Annotated in this window: 17 protein-coding genes, 1 tRNA gene and 1 pseudogene; 8 read left to right on the top strand and 11 right to left on the bottom strand. The window is 38.9% G+C overall.

Features of this window, described 5'->3' with window-relative positions:
* Positions 1 to 35: 35 nt before the first annotated feature.
* The 4 genes from MSMAS_RS09555 to MSMAS_RS09535 form a co-directional block, all read right to left on the bottom strand.
* On the bottom strand, positions 36 to 716 hold the full coding sequence (locus MSMAS_RS09555; protein WP_015412916.1) for a zinc ribbon domain-containing protein: 681 nt from the start codon (positions 714 to 716) through the stop codon (positions 36 to 38).
* A gap of 5 nt (positions 717 to 721) precedes the next feature.
* Positions 722 to 1051: a double zinc ribbon domain-containing protein gene (locus MSMAS_RS09550; RefSeq protein ID WP_011034831.1), complete on the bottom strand. Its 330-nt coding sequence runs from the start codon at positions 1049 to 1051 to the stop codon at positions 722 to 724.
* A gap of 610 nt (positions 1052 to 1661) precedes the next feature.
* On the bottom strand, positions 1662 to 2855 hold the full coding sequence (locus MSMAS_RS09540) for a DUF1015 domain-containing protein (RefSeq protein WP_011034832.1): 1194 nt from the start codon (positions 2853 to 2855) through the stop codon (positions 1662 to 1664).
* A gap of 109 nt (positions 2856 to 2964) precedes the next feature.
* Positions 2965 to 4335, bottom strand: coding sequence for an MBL fold metallo-hydrolase (locus MSMAS_RS09535; protein ID WP_011034833.1), 1371 nt, complete (start codon positions 4333 to 4335; stop codon positions 2965 to 2967).
* 956 nt (positions 4336 to 5291) lie between these two features.
* Between MSMAS_RS09535 and MSMAS_RS09530 the strand changes: the two genes are divergently transcribed.
* Positions 5292 to 5921, top strand: coding sequence for a hypothetical protein (locus MSMAS_RS09530; protein ID WP_155395366.1), 630 nt, complete (start codon positions 5292 to 5294; stop codon positions 5919 to 5921).
* 49 nt (positions 5922 to 5970) lie between these two features.
* Here the strand turns inward: MSMAS_RS09530 and MSMAS_RS18255 are convergent.
* Positions 5971 to 6653 (bottom strand): IS1 family transposase gene (locus tag MSMAS_RS18255; RefSeq protein WP_230633226.1). Its coding sequence is split into 2 segments (ribosomal slippage): positions 5971 to 6330 and positions 6333 to 6653, totalling 681 coding nucleotides; the frame shifts between segments, so codons are not numbered across the junction.
* Between the two features lie 152 nt (positions 6654 to 6805).
* Positions 6806 to 8299 carry a COG1470 family protein gene (locus MSMAS_RS09515; RefSeq protein ID WP_230633224.1) on the bottom strand — a complete coding sequence of 498 codons (1494 nt, stop codon included), beginning with the start codon at positions 8297 to 8299 and terminating at the stop codon, positions 6806 to 6808.
* A 701-nt stretch (positions 8300 to 9000) separates the two neighbouring features.
* On the opposite strand from MSMAS_RS09515, the pseudogene MSMAS_RS09505 reads away from it, so the two are divergent.
* A pseudogene (locus tag MSMAS_RS09505) lies at positions 9001 to 10434 on the top strand (IS66-like element ISMma14 family transposase).
* 268 nt (positions 10435 to 10702) lie between these two features.
* Here MSMAS_RS09505 and MSMAS_RS09500 read toward each other — a convergent pair.
* Positions 10703 to 11143, bottom strand: a complete 441-nt coding sequence (locus MSMAS_RS09500) for an IS1/IS1595 family N-terminal zinc-binding domain-containing protein (RefSeq protein WP_048040321.1) — start codon at positions 11141 to 11143, stop codon at positions 10703 to 10705.
* Between the two features lie 653 nt (positions 11144 to 11796).
* Here MSMAS_RS09500 and MSMAS_RS09495 point away from each other — a divergent pair.
* Positions 11797 to 12219 carry a secondary thiamine-phosphate synthase enzyme YjbQ gene (locus tag MSMAS_RS09495; protein ID WP_048046518.1) on the top strand — a complete coding sequence of 141 codons (423 nt, stop codon included), beginning with the start codon at positions 11797 to 11799 and terminating at the stop codon, positions 12217 to 12219.
* Between the two features lie 790 nt (positions 12220 to 13009).
* Positions 13010 to 16123 carry a PGF-pre-PGF domain-containing protein gene (locus tag MSMAS_RS09490; RefSeq protein ID WP_230633222.1) on the top strand — a complete coding sequence of 1038 codons (3114 nt, stop codon included), beginning with the start codon at positions 13010 to 13012 and terminating at the stop codon, positions 16121 to 16123.
* 499 nt (positions 16124 to 16622) lie between these two features.
* Here MSMAS_RS09490 and MSMAS_RS19235 read toward each other — a convergent pair whose 3' ends face one another.
* Positions 16623 to 16802, bottom strand: a complete 180-nt coding sequence (locus tag MSMAS_RS19235) for a hypothetical protein (protein WP_155399415.1) — start codon at positions 16800 to 16802, stop codon at positions 16623 to 16625.
* 138 nt (positions 16803 to 16940) lie between these two features.
* On the opposite strand from MSMAS_RS19235, the gene MSMAS_RS09485 reads away from it, so the two are divergent.
* On the top strand, positions 16941 to 19169 hold the full coding sequence (locus tag MSMAS_RS09485) for a PGF-pre-PGF domain-containing protein (RefSeq protein WP_011034840.1): 2229 nt from the start codon (positions 16941 to 16943) through the stop codon (positions 19167 to 19169).
* A gap of 246 nt (positions 19170 to 19415) precedes the next feature.
* Here MSMAS_RS09485 and MSMAS_RS09480 read toward each other — a convergent pair whose 3' ends face one another.
* Entirely contained in the window at positions 19416 to 20042 is a 627-nt protein-coding gene (locus MSMAS_RS09480; protein WP_011034841.1) for a serine O-acetyltransferase, read from the bottom strand.
* Positions 20043 to 20632: 590 nt separating this feature from the next.
* Here MSMAS_RS09480 and MSMAS_RS09475 point away from each other — a divergent pair.
* Positions 20633 to 21043 (top strand): hypothetical protein, encoded by a 411-nt coding sequence (locus MSMAS_RS09475; protein ID WP_011034842.1) that lies wholly within the window; start codon positions 20633 to 20635, stop codon positions 21041 to 21043.
* A gap of 178 nt (positions 21044 to 21221) precedes the next feature.
* Here MSMAS_RS09475 and MSMAS_RS09470 read toward each other — a convergent pair.
* Positions 21222 to 21306 (bottom strand) — tRNA-Leu (locus tag MSMAS_RS09470).
* Between the two features lie 97 nt (positions 21307 to 21403).
* Between MSMAS_RS09470 and MSMAS_RS09465 the strand changes: the two genes are divergently transcribed.
* A complete protein-coding gene (locus MSMAS_RS09465; protein WP_011034843.1) occupies positions 21404 to 22159 on the top strand; it encodes an MBL fold metallo-hydrolase in 756 nt (251 codons plus the stop codon).
* Positions 22160 to 22435: 276 nt separating this feature from the next.
* Positions 22436 to 22780 (top strand): hypothetical protein, encoded by a 345-nt coding sequence (locus MSMAS_RS09460; protein WP_011034844.1) that lies wholly within the window; start codon positions 22436 to 22438, stop codon positions 22778 to 22780.
* A 197-nt stretch (positions 22781 to 22977) separates the two neighbouring features.
* On the opposite strand, the gene MSMAS_RS09455 is transcribed toward MSMAS_RS09460, so the two are convergent.
* The gene (locus MSMAS_RS09455) at positions 22978 to 24258 is read right to left on the bottom strand and encodes a glycosyltransferase (RefSeq protein WP_230626553.1); all 1281 of its coding nucleotides are present in this window, start codon (positions 24256 to 24258) and stop codon (positions 22978 to 22980) included.
* Positions 24259 to 24278 lie beyond the last annotated feature (20 nt).

Below are 24278 nucleotides of genomic sequence, written 5' to 3'. Positions count from 1 at the left end.
GGGCTGCACATAGCCCTGCCCCTTCTTCCATTCTTTTAATTCAACTTTGTTCCGCATTCACCGCAGAACCTGGTGCCGATGGACACTTTATTTCCGCAATTAGGGCATTTTGTGAGAGAAAGAGATGCTCCGCAGTTATTGCAGAATTTTCCTTCACCTGAGGGTTTACCGCATTCAGGGCATAAAGTCTGTCTTCTCTCTATATTCCCTTTGAACACGCTTGTATTTTCAGCTTTTTCCCTCATTTCATCTACCATACGTTCCGCCCTTATTGCAGTCAGCTCAACATTTTCCCTTGGTGCGCATTCCACACAGAGATTGTCCTGCTCGTTCCAGTCGGCTTCGCAGACATAATGTTTGCACCGTGGGCACCTGAGGAAATGTTCTTTTGCTTCATTCTGGGCTATTTCAAAAGCGTCTTCCCACTCTTTACGCCATTCTGGGGACATCCCCTGCTTGCGGTCATTGAAGATGTCCACACCTCTTTCAATTGCATTTCCAACACCATACTGGCCTACAAGGTCAGAGCCAGCAGAAAGAGCTTTTCCTACCATTCCGAAAATGCCCGTCTTTTTATAGGTCCTGGATTCTATGAACCTTGTTTTGTAGCCATCCTGACAGATATCACAGTAAAAAGTAAACTGGAAACCTGATTCTGAACTGTTGTCTTCATAATTCCTTGTAAAAGGCTGGAGCTGTGACTTTCGAGATCCCATTTTTATCACCTTAGCGGTTTACCGCATTTGACACAATTCCTGTTTGTAGGAGGCTGTTCGGCCCTGCATTTGGGGTTGGGGCAGACAACAATAATCGGAGTACCGCAATAGCTGCATTTGTCCCCCAGAAAAGTCTCTTTTCCGCAGCTTTCACATATTTTCCACAGTAAAATGCCGCAGTGACCGCAGGCCTTTGCACCGTCCTCAAGAGGGTATCGGCATATCGGGCATCTCATGGGCCCAAGAGGATTTTCCTGGGTACAGAACGGGCAGAAATTGGAATCACGAGCGATCAATTTCCCACAGTATTTACACGGATGTTTATAACTGGCCATCTTTCTACACCCCTTTAATTCCATTTGCCTGGAAGATGCCCGGACAAATAAACTATTATTAATTATTGTATTGTAGTTTTTGAAATTTCCGGTAATGATATGTAAAATCTGGAATAATAAAAAATTTAGCATTTAGTTTTATTTAATTGACCTGTTTTTTCTCTGTTAGAAAAAATACGCTTTATTATATTATCAAAAAAATAATATTTTCGAAGATTCTATTATAAATTTAATCTTCATCTATCTTTCTCGCCCGTATTGATAAAAATAAAACAGAACGGCGCCCAAAAGATTTTGTTTTAATCTTCTCAAGCTAAATTCAGTAGAATTTGAAAATTAAATGCCTTCTCCCGGGTGCCGGAGTCTGTTATTTACTTTACATTTCAGGATCAGGCAAAAACATAAACTGAATTTTCTTTTCTGAGAAGTCTTGTTTACTATGCCAGAACCTTTATGCAGTATTCTTTTTTTCAGCTCCTTTGCTTCTTTTCTGGCGGTGACGACAGGAAGGATGGCTGTATAGAATGAATTGCGGGTAATAAGAACATCAACAGGATAATCAGAAAAATAACTGGGGGCTGCCGGGATTAGTGAAAAAGGTATGGAAGAATTATTGCATAATTCTTCTGGCCTCAATATAATACCTTTTCTCGTTTTCCTTTCCAAGGGAAAATGACTTCCGTGGAAGGATTCCTTTCTTCTTTATAAGAGCAAAAAACTCATTTCTTTTTAATGGGGGAAGGAAGAAACCAATGCTTTCAGGCTCTTTTCCGAGCTTCTCAACGACTTCAGGGTCATGTTCGTATTCGACAGCGTAATCGTCAATGATTTCATCAAGGGTTTCAACCTCAAGGTCATGTTTGGGCTTATCAAAGATAAGGAAACCACGTCTGTTTTTTGTAATAAACTCGATTGAATGGCCGGCTTCCGGTTTATTCTCACATTCGGTACCTGAATTGAATAAAGATGACTCTACGATCTTTGCATCAAACCTTTCGAGCAGTTTTTCGGGATTTATTCCCCTGACAAGCCTGTGAATCGGCTCAAAGGTAAGGCCCGGGTCATGGATATTCACAAGCTCAACAAGTGCGTACCTTGCTGGATGGTTGTCAGGGACTGTCTTTTTAATTGTTTCCCAGAAACTCTTTGCAGCTGCAAGGCTGTGGTTTCCGTCGCCGGCAAGCAGGATACCAAAGGACTCAATCTTTTTCGAAATTTCTTCAAGCACATTTCTGTCGCTGATTTTAAAGCCCTTAATATGCCCGCCGTCTTCCATCAGGTCAAAATCATAGACCTTATCCCCTTCATAAACAGGACCTTCTGTGTTTCCCGGGAGAACGGAAAAGTCCGGGTCATCATACAGAATAAGGACGTGAGTAAGCTCGAGTTCTGCATTTTCTCTTATCTTGACTCTTGCAGGAAGCCTTTCTTTTATTGTTTTTTCAGTTGGCCGGATAAAAGAGTCAGTTCCGGTATATTCGTATCCTTCCAGGTCAACTGCGACAACCAGACCTGTCCTTTCCCTGCCGGAAAAATTGCGCTTTACAAGAATAAAGCAGGGACCGTGGTCAATAAGGACATCTCTATAGCTGTGCATTGCTTTATGAATTTCATCCACTCTTTTTTCGTCTAAAGGAAGGTATATCTCAGGATAAATAAGATTCAGAGCAGAAGGGGTATCTCCAACAAATTCTTCAACTCTTTTCCAGTAGTCCAGGTCCTGAGTGTGCTGGTCACAGGCAATTACTGCCCATTCTTTCCAGTTAGTCTCTGGAAGAAGAATGTTCGGAACGTGCAAAATCATGGCTAATAAAAAATAGAAAGAAGATATAAAGATTTCTAAACTCCAGATCTTGCAGGGCTCCAGGTAAAAAAAGGGGCGTTAAAAAATATAACCCGGATTAAAAATCCTTTCATTTCACAACTTTATATCCGGCGTTCTTCCATGCAGTCATGCTGCCGAGCACATTGTACACCATGTCATATCCCTTCTTTTTCAGAATCGAAGCCGCTATATTTGAACGCCTGGACGAATCGCAGTAAACAATTATCGGACTATTCCGGGGGACTTTATCCAGATTCTCTTCCAGATGACCTACGTATACGTGCCTTGCTCCTTCAATATGTCCTTTTTCCCATTCCTCGTCCCGCCTTACGTCCAGAATTACCATTTCCTCATTCTTCTCGATTTTATCTTTCAGGCTCTGGACAGATATCAGGTTCAGGCTTTCTACAGGCAGGGCTTTCATATACCAGGATGAAATTCCTCCATTCAGGAAACCTGCTATACTGTCATACCCTATTCTGACCAGATAGCTGACAGCGGTCTCAAGCTGATCTTTCTCTTCAAGTACGAGAAGTATGGGCTTATCGTAAGGGAGCACCCAGCCTGCATAGTAAGGCAGTCCTTTAAGCCAGATTCCGTATGAACCTTTTATATGCGCTCCTCCGAAAGAATGCGGCATACGCGTGTCCACAACCATTGCCCCCTTTTCCATCTCTTTTACGAACTCTTTCGGAAAAAGCAGCTCCGGAACCGGAAGCCCTTTCAGCAAAGGAGGGCCCTGAAGGTTATACTGCTCCATTTTTTTAAAATAAGGAGGAAATTCAAGCTTTTCTTCAAGCTTAAACTTTATGAACTCTTCTTTATCAGTCCTCTGAAGAGCAGGGTTCTGAATACGTTCGAGGCCCAGGGTACTGTATTCTCTTTTGGAGATGGCTCCTCCACAGAGAGAACCCGCACCATGTGCAGGGCAGAGTATTACTCCGTCTCCCAGGGGGAGAATCTTATTAAAAATGCTCTCATACAGGTTTGCTGCCATCCTTGGAATTTCTTCAGGACCGTAAAGGTCGGTTCTTCCCACATCACCTACGAAAAGGGCATCTCCTGTGAAAACCATTAGAGGCGCTTTTCCTGATTCCGGGTATGTGAGCGCATAGGACATGCTTTCATCGGTATGCCCGGGAGTATGCAGAGCGGTCAGCTTCATAGACCCGAAATTAAACTCCTGCCCGTCGCTGACAAAAATTCCGTATTTAAAATCTACTCCCTTACCGTGGTAGATCTCTGCATCCGTCAACTCCTTCAGTTCCAGAGAGCCAATTACATAGTCTTCATTTCTGTGCGTTTCAAAAATATATTTTATTTTCATGCCCTCTCTTCTGGCAATATCGAAGTATATCTGGCAGTCTCTCCTGGGATCGATAACAATGGCTTCATTTCCAGAACCGACAAAATAAGAAAGATGAGCCAGTCCCTCAGACTTGATGCGCTCAAATATCATAATTAACCCCGCAATTATATTCCCTTTTATTCGATATATTTACAATTATTTTGCAGTCGCCTTACGTACCTTTTACAGGTTCTCAGGTCTCGACTTTTTTTAATTTGCCGTGCTTTTATTATACAACTGCATGCCTCATATGTTTTTTGAGGAATTTTTCGGGGAAAACTATTCGAAAGCAAACCCTTGCCCTTTCATTCCTGCTATAACCGAAAATTTCTGGCTGAAAATCACTTTCTTAAATAACGTTATTACCCGATATGTTTGTTCAGGTTTGAAGGCATATTTTTTGAAGTAAGATAACAGATTGCTGGTTTTGAAATATTTTACGTGAAAAAACAATTCGCTTTCGGGTAATTTTTGGTATAATTAATTTAAAATAATTAAGAGTCAATTCTATATTTGCAACCAGGAGTGAATGGATGAACGAGTGATTAATGGGTATGAATGAGTAAGTAGAAGAATAGCCCGAAAGCCACCGTTCTTGTTTCGGGAGAATATGCTTGGGGGAGCGTATCTATGGAACAACTGTATCGGGGGCTACAGTCGGAACAATGGCTTTCGGGCGTTTTCTTACTCTACCTTTTCTGTTCTCCGTTTTTGCTGTTCTCTACTTTTGCTATTCTCCGCTTTTGCTATTCTCCGCTTTTGCTATTCTCCGCTTTTGCTATTCTCCGCTTTTGCTGCTTTTTTCCTGCATTTTTTCTTTATTTCTCTTTTCCCTGCTCTCTTCTTTTTCCACCTTTTTACTATCCTGAAGTTTATATCCTGAAGTTTATACCATCCTTACTCCTATGGGGATAAAAGAAGCATTCAGTCGCTTTTAATCTCAATAAATTACAGGTTAAAAGAAGTTTTCAGTAACCTTCAATCTCAATAATCCTCTTTAGTCTCAAACTTGAGGAAACTTGAAGAGCTGAAGCGTTATTTATAAACTAATATATGGGTGAGAGGATTTGAAAGGTTCAATAACCCTGGACGAGAATGAAGGAAAGAATTTTCATAAAGGGATGCGCGAGATTATGCTATTTACTACCGTGTGGGCAGGAAGAATATTGGCAAAAATCCTGGACATCTTCAGTTTTCCTGAACTTATGGACCTTCTGTGGCAGACCATGAAACCCAATACCCGAAGGCTAACCCGGATAGAGGAGCAGGAAGCCAGAAAGGTTTTTGGAGACAGTATAAATTACCGAAAAGTACGCATTGACGAAAACTCGCTGATTGCCTGGCTTGGGGCAAAGAGGCATAAATGCTCGGGCATGGGGATAACCTCTTTTCGCACCATCAACTTCAATAAAAGAATTAAACCTGCTCCCGGGAATTCGCATATGAAATGGCTTATCCATGAACTGGCTCATGTATCACAGATGGAACACATAGGCTCAAGATACATGATTGAGGCCTCTTATGCCAGAGCAACAGAAGGCTACGGATATATTCTTGGTGCAAATCCTCACTTTCGTAATTATAACCGGGAACAGCAGGCTTCGATTGTTGCAGATTATTATATTGCGCTGGTCTCGGGCCGTCCAACGGAAGCTTATGACCCGTATATTATAGAATTGCTGGCAGGAGATCTGTAATATTGTTCAACTTTTAAATAATGAAAAAAAGGAAATAAAAAAGGCATTGTTAATCAAATATAGCTAATTCTTTATTTCTGTGTTTCATCAATAGAAGAACAGAGTACTTTAGCATTTCAAGACTCTTCGTATAACACTTTGTCTTTCGTCTCAACCTTGCTAGAAAGTGCCTGAATATGCTGTTATATCCTTCAACTGTATACGTTTCTGCTTTTGATTGAGTATGAATAGTTTCTGGAATAAACTCTGCATATGGTTTCCAGTGATCAGTCATTACTTCTTCAATCTTTTTCGTCTTTAATTTTTCCCAGATCAGTTGTCCAGTTTCTGTTCCTCTGCTGCCAAAAGAGCAGTTGATGAATTTTTTCCCAACTCTATCAACAGCAATCCATATCCAGCAATATTTTTTTTGTTACCGATGTAAGTGTGCATCTCATCCATTTCAACAATAGATATCTCATTTTCGCTTTTCAGGTCCTCTAGCTCCCGACCAAATTTCTTTATCCATTTTTGAACAGAAACATGACTTACACCTAAAAATCGCCCTATTGAGCGAAATCCTAATCCTTCAAGATAGAGTTGCAAAGCTTGTCTCTTAACAGAAGTGGGGCTAGCAGTTGATTTCAGCTCTACGGAATAGTTATATCCACAATCATGGCATTTGTACCGTTGACGTCCATCAACTATACCGTTCTTTTTGTGAGTGGAACTATTACATCTTGGGCAGTCCATACAGAACTATAGGCTCTCATAATAGATAACTATGTTTAATTACCAAAGCCATAAAAAAATTGGGGGCGGGATTCCGGAAGAAAGGAAAATCAGATCCCTCCGGCTTTTTGTAATCTCAATTTTAACGTTTACTTACATTATTTATTCTGAGTTTATTTCGAATCTCCAATACTTATCGAATAATGAAAATTTTGTGCGTTTTTCGGAAGGATTTCGAGTTCCCAGTCTCCGATCGCTCCGGATACTACATATGTTTCAGTGTAATAACTGCCGGAACTTTGGTAGATATCGTGTTCATTATTTGACCATGATGGGAAATAATCCCCTCCAATACTTACATCGCCATTCATAGTTGTTTTTACAAGTGTCATGTCAACAGGGGTTGAATTATATTTCATACTCAGTTCAAAAGATGGGACTTCATCTCTTGGGGGGTTACGCAGCCATGAATCAGGACCGTATGAATAAGTGGAAACTTCAATTGTTATCGGATCTTCATTCTTGGTACTGAAGGTTTTAACATAAGGAACTGAGGGCTGATGCATAACTGTCAGGTAAAGCTCCAGCTGTGGCTCATATCCTCCATTCTCGCCTCCATTGACTTTCATTTCAATATACCGGTCATAAGTTCCTGTTGCATTTTCCGGTACAGGAACCCGGATGATCATGTCAGCAATTTCTCCAGGTTCTAATGTTGAGGGTGCCGTGATTTCTATTTCGTCGTCGTCAAGACCAAATTCATCAAATGAATAGCTGTAGCCGGTTACTTCCGGATCGATGGTTATGTTTTTACCTGCAACATTTTTGATTTTCACCGTATACTCGTATTCTTTTCCGGCCTCAACAGTATCGTCAATGTAATTTGTCTGAAGCTCAAGCTTCGGATAAACCGGAACCGAAATGGAAAGATACATTGAGTTGATATATTGCGGGTAGGGATCTTCTTCGGAATATACATCATCGGTAAAAGCTATGCAGGCTTCATAGTACCCGCCTTCTTCATCTTCCGGAATATTTACTTCAACGGTAAACTCCTGTTCTGCACCAGCTTCTACTGTTACGTTTGCCGGGAATACGCTTATCCAGCTTTCATTAAAATCAACGCTGTAAGGTACATCCACAACTTTTGGTTCTATTTCAAGGGCTTTGTTACCATTATTTTTAAAACTTACATTGAAGACTTCATTATCTCCCTGACGCAGGTACAGGTCATAGTAAGCGGGATTTATCTCATGTGTTATGGCAGAAACCGAAATTGAAAGGTACATTGCATTGACATACTGTGGATAATAATCCTCTTCGGAATATACATCGTCTGTGAAGGCTATGTAGGTTTCATAATACCCTGTACCCGCATCCTCCGGAATATTTACTTCAACAGTAAACTCCTGTTCTGCACCAGCCTCTACTGTTACGTTTGCCGGGGATATGCTTATCCAGCTTTCGTTAAAATCAATGCTGTAAGGCACAGATGCAATTTTCGGTTCTATGTCAAGTGATTTCTTGCCGTTGTTTTTAAAACTAACAGTGAAACTGCTACTTTCTCCCTGCTGGAGATACAGGTCAAAATAACCTGGGTTTATATCGTGTATTACAATTTTATTCGAACCCGTGGTGCTGGCAGGTCCGGCGGCTGATTTTTCCATATTTTCGATTTGAGCAAATGAAGCCGGTATCGTTGCCGCGCATAGCATTATCCCTAAAAACAGGGATATTATTTTCAAAAATGAGTTTTTACTCATAGTTCTACTCCTCTTTAAATTTTGACCCTTTATCAGTTTAATTACATTAAGAAAATTTAATATATAATCAGTTGATCTTTTTTTACATATTTTAAGGACTGAATACAGATGGCTGAACTCCAGAATTTCACATTTTTTGCTTCAGCCAGGCGTTTAGTCAGGATTTCAGTCAGGAATAATACTCCCTGTAACCAGTGCACTCAGATTCCCGAAACCTTCATGTCATATCACAGAAAGAGATGCTGTTAGCTACGAAATAGATCTGCAACCAGTTTGCTTTGTGTACAGCGACTCCCCATAACCAACTATCCGGCATCTGCCATTTTTACAGAGTGCAGAAGTTGCATAATTGATAGCTGTCCTTGTATAAAATACTTATTACATTGAGAAATTTTTCTTGAGTGTTGTAGAAAAAGAGCTGAAACAAATCCATACGAAAATGAATATAAAAATATCTTCAGAAAGGTCAATATATAAAAAAAATATATTATTAATACACATTTTATGAAAAATTATTCGTAACTATTCAGGTAGCCTTAACGAGGCTACACATTTTTCCTCGTTCCGAGGAAAAATTGGATATAAAATGATTCCTTTTTAGCTTTATGAAACGTGATGAGATTCTTTCTTACTGTGCTTCAAATCCTGAAATTATTGTAGCTTACATTGAGAGTTTAGAATCTCAAGTTAAAGAACTCACTGAAAGACTTGTAGCCTTAGAATCTCGTTTAAATCAAAACAGTCGTAACAGCAGTCGACCTCCTTCTACTGATTATTTTGTCAAAGAGAAACCTAATCCCAAGAGTCTGCGTAAACCAAGCGGGAAGAAACCTGGAGGTCAGGAAGGTCATCCAGGCACGACTCTTGATATGGTTGATCATCCTGAGTAGGTAATAGAACATTCTTTGACCTGCTGCAAAGAATGCGGATCTACCCTTGAGAATGTTGAAGTTGAAGCTTATGAGAGAAGACAGGTCTTTGACATTCCTCCCGTAAATCTAATTGTTACAGAACATAAAAGTCAGATTAAAACCTGTCCTTGTTGTGGAAAGTTGAATAAAGCCGTTTTTCCCGAATCAGTGAAATATCCGGTTCAGTATGGCCCTAATATTTTAGCTTCAGCTATTTACTGTAAAAATTACCAGTTTGTTCCTTATGATAGAATTTCTGAGTTATTTGAAGACATTATGGGAATAAAAATCTGTCCTGCTACGATAATTAGAGCAGAAAGAGAATGTTTCCAGAATTTAGAGGAATTTGAAAACGTTATTAGAGAGAAGTTATTAGCCTCGCCTGTAATCAATTTTGATGAAACTGGTATGAAGATTGAAGGAAAAAGACACTGGCTTCATGTAGCTTCTAATGAAAAATACACATGTTATTTTGCTCATACAAAAAGAGGAGCAGAAGCAATAGATGCTATGGGAATTCTTCCGAAGTTTAAGGGAGTAGCAGTTCATGATGGATGGAAACCTTACAACGTTTATGATTGTGATCATGCTCTGTGTAACGCTCATTTACAGAGAGAACTTACAGGAATTGAAGAGAACTATAAACAGACATGGGCTAAAGAGATGAATGAACTGCTCACTGAGATGAAGAAATACACTGATGAGTGTAAAGAGCAATTAAGAGAACCTGATTTTGAGCAAATTAAAGCATTGGAAGAAAGGTTTGATGCAATTATCATTAGAGCGCTTGAAGAAAATCCGCATTCTCTAAATCCTGAAAAACAGGGAAAACGCGGTAAAAATCCAAAAACAAAATCAAGGAATCTGCTGGATAGGTTTATAGAACACAAAGAAAAGATTCTGAGATTCCTGACAGATTTGAAAGTTCCATTTGATAATAATCAGGCAGAAAGAGATATCAGGATGATGAAACTACAGCAGAAAATATCGGGAACTTTCAGAAAAGCAATGGGAGCGCAAGCTTTCTGCAGAATTAGGGCGTACATTTCTACAGGAAAAAAGAACGGTTTACCTGTTTTAGAGGGTATTCGTGCGGCGCTCATAGGAGCGCCGTTAACTATACTCTGAGCAGTTACAATTATTCCTTAAATTACTCCCTAAATTATTTTTCTAAATTGCTCCCTAAGTTATTTTTCTAAATTATTCCCTAAGTTATTTTTCTAAATTATTCCCTAAGTTATTTTTCTAAATTATTCCCTAAGTTATTTTTCTAAATTATCTTTATAGATTATCTTTATAGACTATCTTTATAGACTATCTTTATAGATTATCTTTATAGATTATCTGTATATCTCATTAATAGATACAGCCTGCAGCTTTTACTTGTCCAATTTATTTATGAGTTATTATCCTTCTGTTTTAAGGAGTTTCGGGAAGAATTTCTCTTTTTTTCCAGAAATATCCATAATTTCTCACATTCTTCAGCTGTCAGACCTATCTGGTTGATTAGATAGTCTTCCGTCTTTTCATTTTTGACAGTATCTTTTAGAAGGTTGCTTATTGTATCTCTGTGGTGTCCTGTTATCCTTTCAATGCTTCTGATTCCATTTTTTTCTAGGAAAAGCCGGTATATCATTCTTATTTCTTCTTTAGACAGATGTTTGCGATATATAGCCGTGCCTATAGTATCCATAAAGAATTTCTCACAATGTTTGCAGTAATATCTCTGATGCCCTGTTTTATATTTTCCACGTTTGATTATGGCTTTTCCCTCAGCTTTAAGATAATATGAACATTTTGGATTTGGGCACACGACTTCATCTGTTTTTCTGATCATATATTTTCCTCCCTGGATCCCTTTTTGTTTTGGTTTTCCGATATGAAATTAAATTCAATATGAATATAATTACACTTTAATTTTTAAACGAAGATTTATTCATGGTTCTACATAATTTTTAAATAAATTTAAATCTGTATCCAGCGATGCATTTTTTACATTTTTTCAATTACAATAATAAATTTGCAAAAATTTTTAGAATTATTGATCTCAAATTATACTGCAATAGTGTCCCTTTCTGCAAGGAAGTACCATGATCACTTCAATTTTTGACCGATAATTCTGTATGATTAAGTATGATTTTTTGAACTGGAATAATTTAATTAATAAGTTATGGTTTTATTGATATATCTATTTTACTAATTATCATGTCTACCAGAAATAGATTTTTGTAAAATAAATTGATAAACGTTTTATAATAGTACAAAAATTGCCATAAAATATTTATTCTGTAATCTCCCGAATATCAAAGTATATCAATAACTCAGGCAAAAAATCAGGCAGAGGCATGTTTTTTTCAATAAAAACTGCAGCAGGAAACCTGCAGATAAATTCAATATAAAAGGAAGTTCAGAGTTTAAACCATAAAAATGAATTTACTCTTTCCACGGGGATTTGAAAGAATATTTAATCTGCCCTGCTAATATCCTTTTATGCCTGTAGAAACAAGAGAAATTTCAGTCACTGCTAAAGAAGACTGCGGAATTGTTGATATAACCGGAACGGTATCGGAAGAAATTGAAAAATCAGAGATAAAAAATGGAACAGTTACGGTGTTCTGCGTCGGGTCAACAGGAGCAATAAGTACAATGGAATTTGAGTCGAATCTCTCTAAAGACATTTCAGAAATCCTTGATAAACTCATTCCCCTGAATGAAGATTATCATCACCATAAAACATGGGGAGATTTTAATGGCGGCTCTCACTTAAGATCATTCCTGCTCGGTCCGAGCCTTACAGTCCCTTTTGTTGAAAAAAAGCTGACACTCGGGACATGGCAGCAGATAGTATACATAAATTTCGACAGAATTGAGAAGTTAAGAAAAATCGTGCTGCAAATTATCGGGGATTTTTAAAAAGCTTTATTTTTTAAGGAAACAAGTTTCTTTAAGTTAATGCTGATTCAACTCTTTTTAATTTATTTTTCTTTATATTTATTCTTCTTTATATTTATTCTTCTTTATATTTATTCTTCTTTATATTTATTCTTCTTTATATTTATTCTTCTTTATATTTATTCTTCTTTATATTTATTCTTCTTTTTCTTTGTTCCTTCTTTTCTCTTTTATTCCTGTTCTTCTTTTCCTTTACTATTTCTTTTCTTTTTCTTCGTCCTCTCTTTTCTTTTCTTTTTTATTTTATTTTATTTTATTTTATTTTTAATATTGTAATTCTTCCTGAATTCTTTCTTTTAGTATATTTTGGGCTCAATCAACTTAATTATAAATATTACTATGTCGTAGTTAACAGTGTGTGAAAATTAATCCTGTTTGCAACGTATTTCCTCGGTCAAACCAGACTGTGAGTTTGTTTTGAAATTAAATATTCTGGTAAAAAGAATATTTTTGGGCTACTACAGATTAAAAAAGTTCAATAAAGTCAGAAATTTCAAAAATTTAAATATCTTAATTAAACTTTATAAAATACCTGTCGCGATTTAGAAAACAACACACTGTTTAGAAAACAATACACTGATGGGTCTGGCTTGTCTCTCAGATGAGGATTTTTTGCATTATAACCTGAAGAAGGAGGTTTTTAATCACTATGTAAAGAAAAAACGGTTCATGTTTTCGCATTAAGAGGTTTGATCCAATGAAATTTAATAAGTTTAAACCATATTTAAAATATGGACTATTTCTCGTGTTTATGATTTGTCTCGCCGGTACTGCGTATGCGGATACAAACCAGCCTGTATATTACAACTGGTGTGAAGGCAGCGGAAATGCTATAGTTGACAGTTCCGGGTACGGAGACCACAGTATTAATTATGGAAGTACAACCTTTACCCTGTCAACAGGACAGAAGGCAAGACATTTTAACGGACAGAACAGAATAGTGATTCCTGAGAGTAAAGAGCTCGAATTCACAGATCCTGATATAACATTTGGAGTATTTTTCCGTTGTAATTCCAGCAGTCCAACTAACTGTACATATCTAGTTTCCAGAGGCAATGACATATGCAGGATCAGTCTTGATCACACAAATTCAAGAATTGAGTATGAAATTTGTGCAGACGGTTATTCCGTTGTCGGTTACAGCGACTGTCAGGTCGAGCTCGAAGAAGATTATGAAGCTATTGTAACATATGATGGCTCTCATGCTCAGTTATACATTAACGGAATTGCCAGCGGAAAAGGGGTGGACTACAGGGCAGGTGTTCTGGGTTCAGGCAACAATACAAACAGCTGGACAATAGGATCGTCCCCTGATGCCGAGCATGGGTTGGACGGGACAGTATACGCGTTTTATGAATACGACAGAGCACTGAATCCCTCTGAAATCCTGGATCTATATGTGAAAGATATCCACAACATAAGAGACTCCAATCGGCCGGGAGGAATCGCTCTATCCTGGGACGATACAGGACATATTGATACGTGTTACAAACATCTGTCAATATTCCAGAAATATAATGCTACCTGCACTATCAATGTAAATAAAATAAATAACAGGGAGATCCCCACTCAGACTTTAGTAAATGAACTGGATGCACTTCATTTTGCTGGCTGGGAAATAGCTGCACATGGGTATAACCACACAAATTCAAGGCTATTTCTAGTAAATCATACTTCTACAGAATGGCTGGACCAGGAAATATACCCGAACATTGTGGAGATTACCCGTTATGGTTATCCGGTTTATACTCTTGCATACCCCTATTCAGACAGAAACCCAACCAGTGATTCTATACTAGCCCCTTATTTCCGGACGCTCAGAACTGGAGTCCCAAATATTATAAACGGCAATATAACTGAGACGCCACTGGCTTATTACAAATGGGATGATTCTCGGCTTCTATATGGGGTTGAAATCGATGAAAGCAGGGATGTTAGCCTGGAGTCTATAAAAGCTGGAATTGATTATGCGATAAGGACAGGCCATGTACTGGTGTTATACGGGCACACAATTACTCCAAACGTTACTGACAGATATCAAACTTCAACAGCGAGACTGGATGAAATTTTAAACTATACCAGCCGGAATGGAGGAGCATTTTACTGCATGGGAGACCTGGGTGACCCATCCTGGGTAAGGCCTGCCAGATTTTCCAGTGTAACTGCAAGATTCACGGTTTCTGCAGAGAGCATCCTGGCAGGGGAAAGTGTGACTTTTACGGATTACAGCGTCAACCAGACCATAGAACAGCTTGATTTTGGGGACGGTTCACCTGTCAGCAGTACTGCAAATGTCACTCACACATATACAGGACCGGGAACTTATAGGGCTAATCTGACGGTATCAAATGATGTTTCCACTCATTCAATGTTTCAGACTATTACGGTAATTCTACCGTCAGTTCCGGTTGCTAATTTTACCAGTGATGTCACGACTGGATACCAGCCGTTGAATGTAGCATTCAAAGACACATCATTAGGGCTTCCTGTTTCCTGGTTATGGGATTTCGGAGACGGAGATAGATCAACGATTAAGAATCCAGTTCATACTTATTCTGCTGCAGGGACATACCCTGTCCGGTTAAATGTGACAAATGAAAGAGGATCTGACAGTATCCAAAAAGTAAATTACATAATAGTGATGCCCAGGCCTCCGTCGTCTAACTTTACATCCAATGTGACACATGGAAATGCTCCACTGACTGTCCAGTTTACAGATGCCAGTACCGGGAACCCGTCCTCATGGAACTGGAACTTTGGGGACGGAGAGATATCAGATAATCAAAATCCAGTCCATACATATCTGGCAGCAGGAAGCTATACTGTCAGCCTTAAAGTAAGCAATGCCAACGGCACGGATTCAAAAAATGCTGTTATAACTGTGCTTCAAGGGGAAGACGTTGAAGATAATGGCCTTCCAATAGCAGATTTCACTGCCAGTGCAACACGAGGCTATGCTCCCCTTTCAATAACCTTCAAAGACCTTTCGAAAGAAGCAACATCGATAAGCTGGGACATTAATGACGACGGGGTTGAGGATTCAAACGAATCATGTTTTGTTTATAAATATTTCTCTCCAGGGATTTACACTGCTAAACTGACAGCTATCAATGAAAACGGTACAGATTCAAAAACCATCAAGATAACTGTAGATGAGAAGAGCGGAAGAGGTGGAGGAGGCGGCAGCACAGGCGGTTCTCCGGAACCTGCTAAAAACATTAAGGTAAAAGAGCTCTCCCAGGTCTTCATCGCAAATGGTAATCGTATAACGTTTGATTTCCCGAAGAACGTTACTGATGTTGTTTCTTTATGTTTTAATGCCAGAAAAACTGCAGGTAAGACCACAACTATTGTTGAAATGCTGAAAAATCAATCAACTCTCACTCCGGAAAAACCAGCTGGAGAAGTCTACAATTATCTGAATATCTGGGTTGGGAATGGAGGGTATGCGACCGAAGAGAACATAGAAAATGCGGTTGTATGCTTCAGAGTAAAAAAATCCTGGGTTGAGGAAAAAAATATTGATGAGTCTTCAATCGTCCTTAACAGGTACAGTGAGAAGAAATGGAATGAGCTTCCCACCAACCTGCTCAGGAATGATGACAGATACCTCTATTACACAGCAGAAACTCCGGGGTTTTCGCCCTTTGCAATTACAGCAAAAAAGATTGTAATTGAAATACAGCCTGAGACTGAAGATTCCATACAAAGCGGAAACACGGAATCAAAATTTGAAAAAGAGTCTGAAAAAGCAGAAAACAAAGAGGTTCCTCAGCAAGAAAACTCAGGTATGCCCGGATTTGAGATGATTTATTGTATTATCGGGTTGTCTGGAGTGCTCCTGTGTAAAAGGAGACAATATTGAATAAACCGTAAAAAGAAGGTGGTATTTAATAAATTGCAGCCTGATGGCGGGGTTAACTTGCCCTGCTATTAATTCGCTATTTTTTTCTTACTTTTATATGGGTTTTCATATTCTGTTTTTATAGTTTTCATATTCTGTTTTTATAGTTTTCATATTCTGTTTTTATCATAGAGTTCATAATTTAAAACATTTGAATGTTTGATGAGAGAAAAAGAACAATAAACATTTCTGTTTATCTTATCCCTATCTATTATTACTTTTTATAAATAATACACGTGAAAGATGTAAACTGGGAAATTAATCTTAACACTTTTTATCCTGCGATCTGCTGAAAATTTTTATACCCACATCTATTCAGTCGTTTTGGGCACAGCGCTTTAACTAAATAAATATTTATACTAAGTTCGATGTAGTTATATTGAGTAAAAAAGCGAAAAACCTTCCGATGAGGAAATATAAATTTTTAACAGTAATTCATGAGAAGAAATCCTGTATCACTTCAACCTGAAAAATAAGGCTTATTGATGTTGATTTTGACTACATTGAACAATAAAGGTTTTGAGGGGAAGAAAGCTGAACCTGAATGGTTGCTTATCCCCTGTACAGGAGTCTTCCTGAATTCAAAAAGGCAGGATATGCCCATATTCACGTTATGGAAAATGGGTCCACGAAGTATCATATAAAATTTTAAAATTTTAATTATGTTCTGGAGTTCAGTTTAACTCCTGATTTATTCAGAATTAATATAGTTTAACTGAAAAATATATGATGTAATTTCGAGCTGCAGATAATTTAAGGGTGATTAGAGTTGAATCGAATGTTAATTATTTTTTTACTTACAGTCTTCCTGGTACTTATACACGTTCCTGTTGCTCTGTGCATGGCAGCGCCAGTAGTGTACGTTGATGGAAATGAAAGTGGAGACTTTAACTGTGATGGAATTGATGATCATGTGCAGATTAATCAGGCCCTTAAATTTGTAGCTGAAAATCCTGAATATACAACTGTCTATCTCAAAGGGCCGTTTACATATGTTGTTGACAGTGCTCTTCTGATAGACAGCAATACGATCCTTGAAGGAGATTCAAATGCAACAATAAAGCTTACCAGCAGTGCTAACTGGGCCAGATCGCAGCCGATGATTAAAGAAAATAAATCTGGCAGCCACGACATTACGATTCGCGGTTTTACTCTTGACGGGAACAGGGAAGGAAACAGAAATGTAGTCAGCGGAGACGGCTACTATAATTTTATTCACCTGAGCGATTGTCAAAACATAAGCGTGTGTGATATGTATCTGACAAATAACCATGGGGACGGTTTAAAGGCTGACAGATGCTCCAATGTAAAATTCTGTAATAATAACGCATACATGCTGGGCCACGATGTCCTGTATGCTATTCTCTGTTCAGGCGTGGAAGCTTATGACAATATAATTATCTGCAGAACGAACAGCGGTCTGAGGTTATATAATACAAACCATGCAAGGTTCTATAATAACACTATTACCTCCGAAAGTTCCGGTGGTGCGGGTATTGAGATCCAGAAGGACGGATCTGACTTTGCAATGGATAACATTGAGATATATGCTAACACAATATACAATACCGCACTGCCAGGAATTCTGGTTTTCGGATCGGGAAGCTATTCTAACTCTTCGGCATATGTCCACATTCATCATAACCAGATTTACGATACTGGAACTGATTCAAACAATAAGTTGATAGGCGGAATCGTGTCCGAAGGGTTCAATGGGCTTATTGAAAACAACGTTATTGACGGGGCATACGGAAACGGTATTGCCCAGGATAAAACTTATTATCATTCTCCTGATGGTTCGGGATATGTCCTCACAGTAAGAAACAACATAATAAGCAATATCCGCTCATCAGCATCCGGAATTGCGGGATATGGGATACGCAACCAGCTCCCGGAAACACATTTTTTTGTCCTGCAAAATAACTCTCTATATAACAATTTAGGCGGCGACTATGCAGGTGTTGAAGCATCACCCTGGGATATAGTTGCAGATCCTCAATACGCAGACAGGGATAAACATGACTATCACCTGAAGTCAAAAGCAGGCCGCTGGAATGGCAGCAGCTGGGTAATTGATAATATAAGTTCTCCCTGCATCGATGCGGGTTATTCTTTATCCGATTATTCTAATGAACCGGAACCCAACGGAGACAGGATAAACATTGGTCCGTACGGAAATACGAGATATGCCTCAAAATCAGAAATTGACATGTCAAATAACAGCAGTGATGACGATAACGGAAACAATGGAGATGAAGGAGATGATGAGAAAAACGATAAAGATAACAGTGGAAAGAGCAGCGGCGGTGGCGGCGGTACAGGTGGTTCTCCCGAAACTCCCAGAAACATTGAGGTAAAGGAACTTTCTCAGGTCTTCATTACGAATGGAAAAGGAGTAAAGTTTGACTTTTCAAAGAATGCGACCTGCGTTTTGTATATAGGTTTTGATTCAAAAAAGACAACCGGTAAGACAACAGCCACTGTAGAGATGCTGAAAAATAAATCCGTTCTGGTCTCATCCCCGCCTCCAGAAAATGTATATAAATATTTTAATCTCTGGGTCGGGAACAGTGGATACGGAACCTCAGATAGTATTGAAAATCCGGTAATATGTTTCAGGGTTAATAAGACATGGATACGGGAGGAAAAGATTGAACAGTCTTCTATAACCCTTAACAGGTATAATGATGAAAAATGGAATCCGCTTTTAACCAGTTTATCAGGGGAAGATGGCACATACCTGTATTTTACGGCAGAAACTCCGGGATTCTCTCCTTTTGCAATAACGGGCAGGGCGGCAGCAAAAGAAAACGTGATTGATATAATGCCTGAACCTGATATTGAAATTCCTGAACAGAACAATGAAAGTAAAGGGCCAGGAATTGAAGTAAAGCCTGAGCAGACGGAAAATAAAGTTACTCCTGAGAAAGAAAAAATAAGTATGCCCGGATTTGAGCTGATTTATTGCATTATCGGACTTCTTGGTGTACTGTGCAGAAGGAGATAATTCCACTGAGATGGTAGGGACATTGAGCCTTATCATCTATTTGTTAATTCCTTACCTTTTTTAATTATTTATGTATCATATTTTATATTTTACATTCTATATTTTATATTTTATATTCTATGTTCTATATTTTATACTTTATATTCTATATTTTACATTTTTAGTAAGTTAGTCCAGAGATACTAATACCTGGAGTCCATTTCTACAGAAAACAAAATTCCTGATAAAGCCCCGAGAAATATCAGATTACTCCTTAGATTTTTTGAAGAGTTCTGGATAATTTTCTTTTAATGCTTCAAGTTCTTTATTTGGAAGCAGGCTTTCAGAGCCCTTATCATTTATTTTTCTGGCTGGAACCCCTGCGATCCCTATATTTGGTTCCGTGAAAGACTTGTTTACAACTGAATTGGCTCCTATAGCTATTCCGTCGGCAATTTTTATATCCCCAAATATTTTGGCTCCCGGTCCTATGTAAATGTTATTCCCAATTTTCGGCGTCAAATTCTCATCTTCTGACCCGGCTTTGATTCCTATAACCGTACATACATGTATCCTGCAGTTTTCGCCTATTCTTGCGTTTCCGTTGACAATAATCGTGCCCGGGTGGCTTATGGATAAGCCCGGCCCAAAAACATTTGGCTCTATATAAAACCCAAGGAAAGTTCTTAGCAGATGAAACATTAAATACAGATAATAATAATAGGGACGATAAAAAATAGATTTTTTACAGTTTTTATAATACTCTATTTTCCTCAATAATCTCTGAAACACCCATACTTCATCTAAAAACAGCCGCGGCTTTTTCCTTTTTTTGCCCAGCGCAATTTTATCTGCTTCTAAATAGTATTCATATTCGTGTTTTGACCTTATCATGAATTATATTCCTGAATTTTATAATATTAATCTTACTTTAAACTTCAGACCATGGGATGAGTTAAACAGGCGCCTTTAATCCCCAAACTCTTTGAAACAGGATTTTAAGCCTTTGCTGATAAAATGACATTCATTTACTGGTATATAAATGGAATCCGTCTAATTTTAAAAACATCAATTTAACCACGATGTTTACAGGTCTGGCTTTTTACTTTAAGTACATAATTACATGATGGAATATGAGAGAAGGAATAAAGTGCCCAGGGTTGATATGATAAGATGGTTCCTGATGAATTATTGCGGATGGCGTTTCTTTATAATGAGTTGGACATGAAAGCGGCCGTTGAAGTACTGAAAGGATTATAATAAAGAGCGAGATGCAAACCGCATTCGCTGTATTTTTCCCATCCAGTTAGCATAAGGTTGACTTTTTCTATGGCTTTGTAGAAAACCTTAATTAATCTTACAAACCAGAGTACAAAAAATTTTATAACATTTAAATAAATTTTGAAGAAAGAGAATTTTGGCACAGAGAATATTAACTACATATGTAGTAGAAGATTAATATGTTTAATTGAATAAATAGTAATATGAAGCAATACAAAACTATCAGACTTTCTAAAAGTGTATTTTCAGACCTGAAAGCTTTGCAGAAGAATGGTGAATCAATCCCAGATACCATCAGAAGACTCAACAACGATTACTCTGATTGTGCCAAAGAAATTCAATACAGATATTCAAGAGATATAATGAATGATGGATCGTTTACTCAGTATATCTCTATCACCGCGTCTAATAAAAGTAGATATGGTTCACGATATACTGAATATTTCATGACAATGGGAGAAGATATGAACGATATTGTCAGGCTCCCAAAAGACGTCCTCGATGAAATCAGCTGGATGCCACAACACCCAGACGAGATATTCAATACTACTATTTTTACATTGATATCTATAGAGAAGGCTTTAATGGAATGGAATAAAGAAGACAAAAAATAAAACTAATATTATACTTCTAGTTGCTAAAATTTCTATAACCTTATTTTTTTGGTTATTCTTGGGGAGTTAACTTTTAAAAATTAACTAGTGTACGCCATTTCTACATGAGTGTACACTTTTTTGAGCTACCTGTGTCCTAAAAATAGATCCTGAGATAGATATAACAACAAAAAACAAATGCGAGGGGTGGGATTCGAACCCACGAAATCCTTCGATATCGGATCTTAAGTCCGACGCCTTTGGCCTGGCTGGGCAACCCTCGCTCCTGGGGAAAAATCAGTCAATTTTGAGCCGCAAAAACTTTGTTACGCAGACATGCTTTAAATAAAGTTAAATTATTTAAAGTTTATTCTCTACCTTATGGAGATTACATTTCTTGGCACTGGAGTTGCGATCCCTCAAAAGGGTCGGGTACAGTCAGGAGTAATGGTCAGGCTTGAGGAAAAACCTCTGCTTATTGACTGCGGGAGCGGTGTTTTGAGCCGTTTTCCCGATGCCGGAATCTTACATACGAACGTTGATACCGTACTTCTTTCACACCTTCACCTTGACCACGTAGCTGACCTGATCCCTCTCGTGAAAGCGAACTGGCTCAGAGGAAAGACTGATATGAGGATTTATGGCCCTGACGGGACTGAAGACTGGTTTTCAACAGTGCTTGGAGCTTATGAATATATTCTGGATGGGGTAAACGTGGATGTTATAGAACTCTCTCCAGGAAAAGAATTCACACCTGAAGGGTTTGACTGTGAAATAACCTGTGCAGCCGCTGCCCACAGTGTCCCGACTCTGGCATACCGCGTGACAGCAGAAGACGGAGAATTTGTTTACTCTGGCGACACCGAGCCCTGCAGGGATGTAATGGACCTCGCAGTTGAAACCGACCTACTTATTCACGAGTGCTCCTTTCCCGCGGGCACAAAAGTAACAAATCATACTACTCCAGTCACGCTGGCCGAAATGCTTGAGGAATACAACATGGAGATCGGAAGCATCTGCCTGACGCATTTCTATCCCGAGATGAGAGGACATGAAAGAGAAGCAGTGCACCGCCTGAAAGGTTATGGAGATGGCGAGATTATCCTTGCAGAAGACCTTATGAGACTTGAGCTGTAATCCTGCCCGAGTCCTACCTGAGACCCGACTCTCCCGGAGTTGTGTTTCGGGAGCTTTCTTCTTTAACATTTTCTCTTTCTTTCTGTGAAGCCTGCAAGAGAGGGTACATGCATATCCTGAAGGGATACATGTATATCCTGTTATGAGAATTAAGAAACTCCTGAAAATATTAAGTTCTGCAGCCCCATGAATTAAATAGCAGAAGCATGAATCATCTTTTGTTCAGAAATAACTCTAAATCGGACTTAACCACTTACATATATTGTGAGCGATTACATGGCAAGAATACTTTCAGAAACGGATATTGGAGTATTGAAGACGCTTGCACCTGAGTGTGAAGGGTACCTCTGTTCAGGGTCAGGTGTTAATTACCGTTCTATCCTTCCACCTGTGGCAAACCACTTCTCAAAGGATGCAGACGATTTTTTGAGAAGGATCAAATTGCTCTCAAGGTATGACCTTGAATACCTTATCAGGCTTATCCTCTCAGGAGAAGAAAGCCTGGGATGTATCCCCCCTGATTATTTTGTCCTTTTTGTAGGAAACGTATCTGAAAGGCTGGGAGAGGATATTGCAGCTCAGGTCAGACGGGCATATGAAGGTTCTGAATGTCCTTCCTGAAAACCTGAATATCCAAAACATGAAGGAATAAAGACTAAACACTGAACTAAAGACTAAACACTGAACTAAAGACTAAACACTGAACTCGAAGGATATTTTTACCGCCAAAAAAGAACAGGTATTGATCTGGAATAACTGTATCTGCTCCCGGATCCAAGGCAGGTACCTTTCCAGCTGTCTCCCTGCGCAGGATAAAATCACGCTCTTCCGTATTTGTCCTCAAACCTTTCTATGTCATCTTCTCCCAGGTAATCCCCCTGTGCAATCTCGATGAATACAAGGTTTTGACCGCCTGTGTTTTTTACGCGGTGTATTTCTTTTACTCCAAGATCGACAGAATCTCCTGAGAAAACTCTTATCTGGTCAGTATTTTTAGTTACAAGACCTTCTCCGCTGACAATATACCAGTGTTCCTGCCTGTGGGCATGGCGCTGGAGAGAGATTTCTTCCTGAGGAAGGACGGTTATGCGCTTTACTTTATACCCCGGTTTTTCGGTAAGGATCTCATAAAAACCCCAGGGCCTTTTCTCCTCGCGTCTGTATTTTTCCAGAATCGTTTCATATACTTTAATGTAGTCTTCAACCATCCTCTCAACAGAGAACCGTATTTCCACGCTTTCCCTGCACTTTTTTCGGGATATGGAACCGAGCTTCTGTACAGCGTCTACAGCTTCCTCAACTCCGTTTACGAGAAACCCTGTTTCTCCATCAATAATCAGTTCAGGCATTGCACCTTTGTTTATTGCAATTACAGGCGTTCCGCAGGTAAGGGCTTCAACCACACCGAGCCCGAAAGCCTCTTCATAATTGATCATATGCAGGAGAGCCCGGGCATGTGAGAGGAGGTCCTTTTTATGTTGATGAGATACGTGCCCCTCGTAAATGATCTGCTCGCTGTCTATATGGGGTGCGACTTCATTTTCGAAATACTCAGGGTCAGCAATAAAGCCGGCTATCTTCAGTCTCATTCCTGTCCTTTTTGCAACTTCTATCGCTTCTTTCGTGCCTTTATCCCTGTGAATACGGGATATATAAAGAAGGTAATCTTCGGGACTCTCATTAAAAGGAAAACTCCCGGTATCTATTCCGTGATGGACTGTTGCTATATATTCCAGCTCATCGCACCTGTAGGCGTCACTTATGGAGACATAAAAGGTGCTGTTGTTGTATTTTTTATAGACCGGAAGAATTCTTCTCGAAGAAATGCCGTGTACGGTTGTTACAACAGGCGTGTCTACAAGCCTGCTGTAGGTAAGAGGCAGGTAATCAAAATGATTATGGATTATATCAAATTCATCTGCCCTCTCAAAAACCTCAGAAATGTGCAGGCACTCGTACACTTTCACATGGATGTTTTTATCTTCTTCGTATGGTCTTGGGCACACTGCATGAAGCTTGCCTGAAGTGTGAGAGTCGGCTGTTGCAAAAAGCGTAACGTCAATACCCCGTTTTACCAGTCCTTCGGTCAATAGGGACACCATTGCCTCCCAAGGACCGT

The organism is Methanosarcina mazei S-6 (assembly GCF_000970205.1).
GTDB lineage: Archaea > Halobacteriota > Methanosarcinia > Methanosarcinales > Methanosarcinaceae > Methanosarcina > Methanosarcina mazei.
This window is presented reverse-complemented; position numbering and strand designations above follow the sequence as displayed.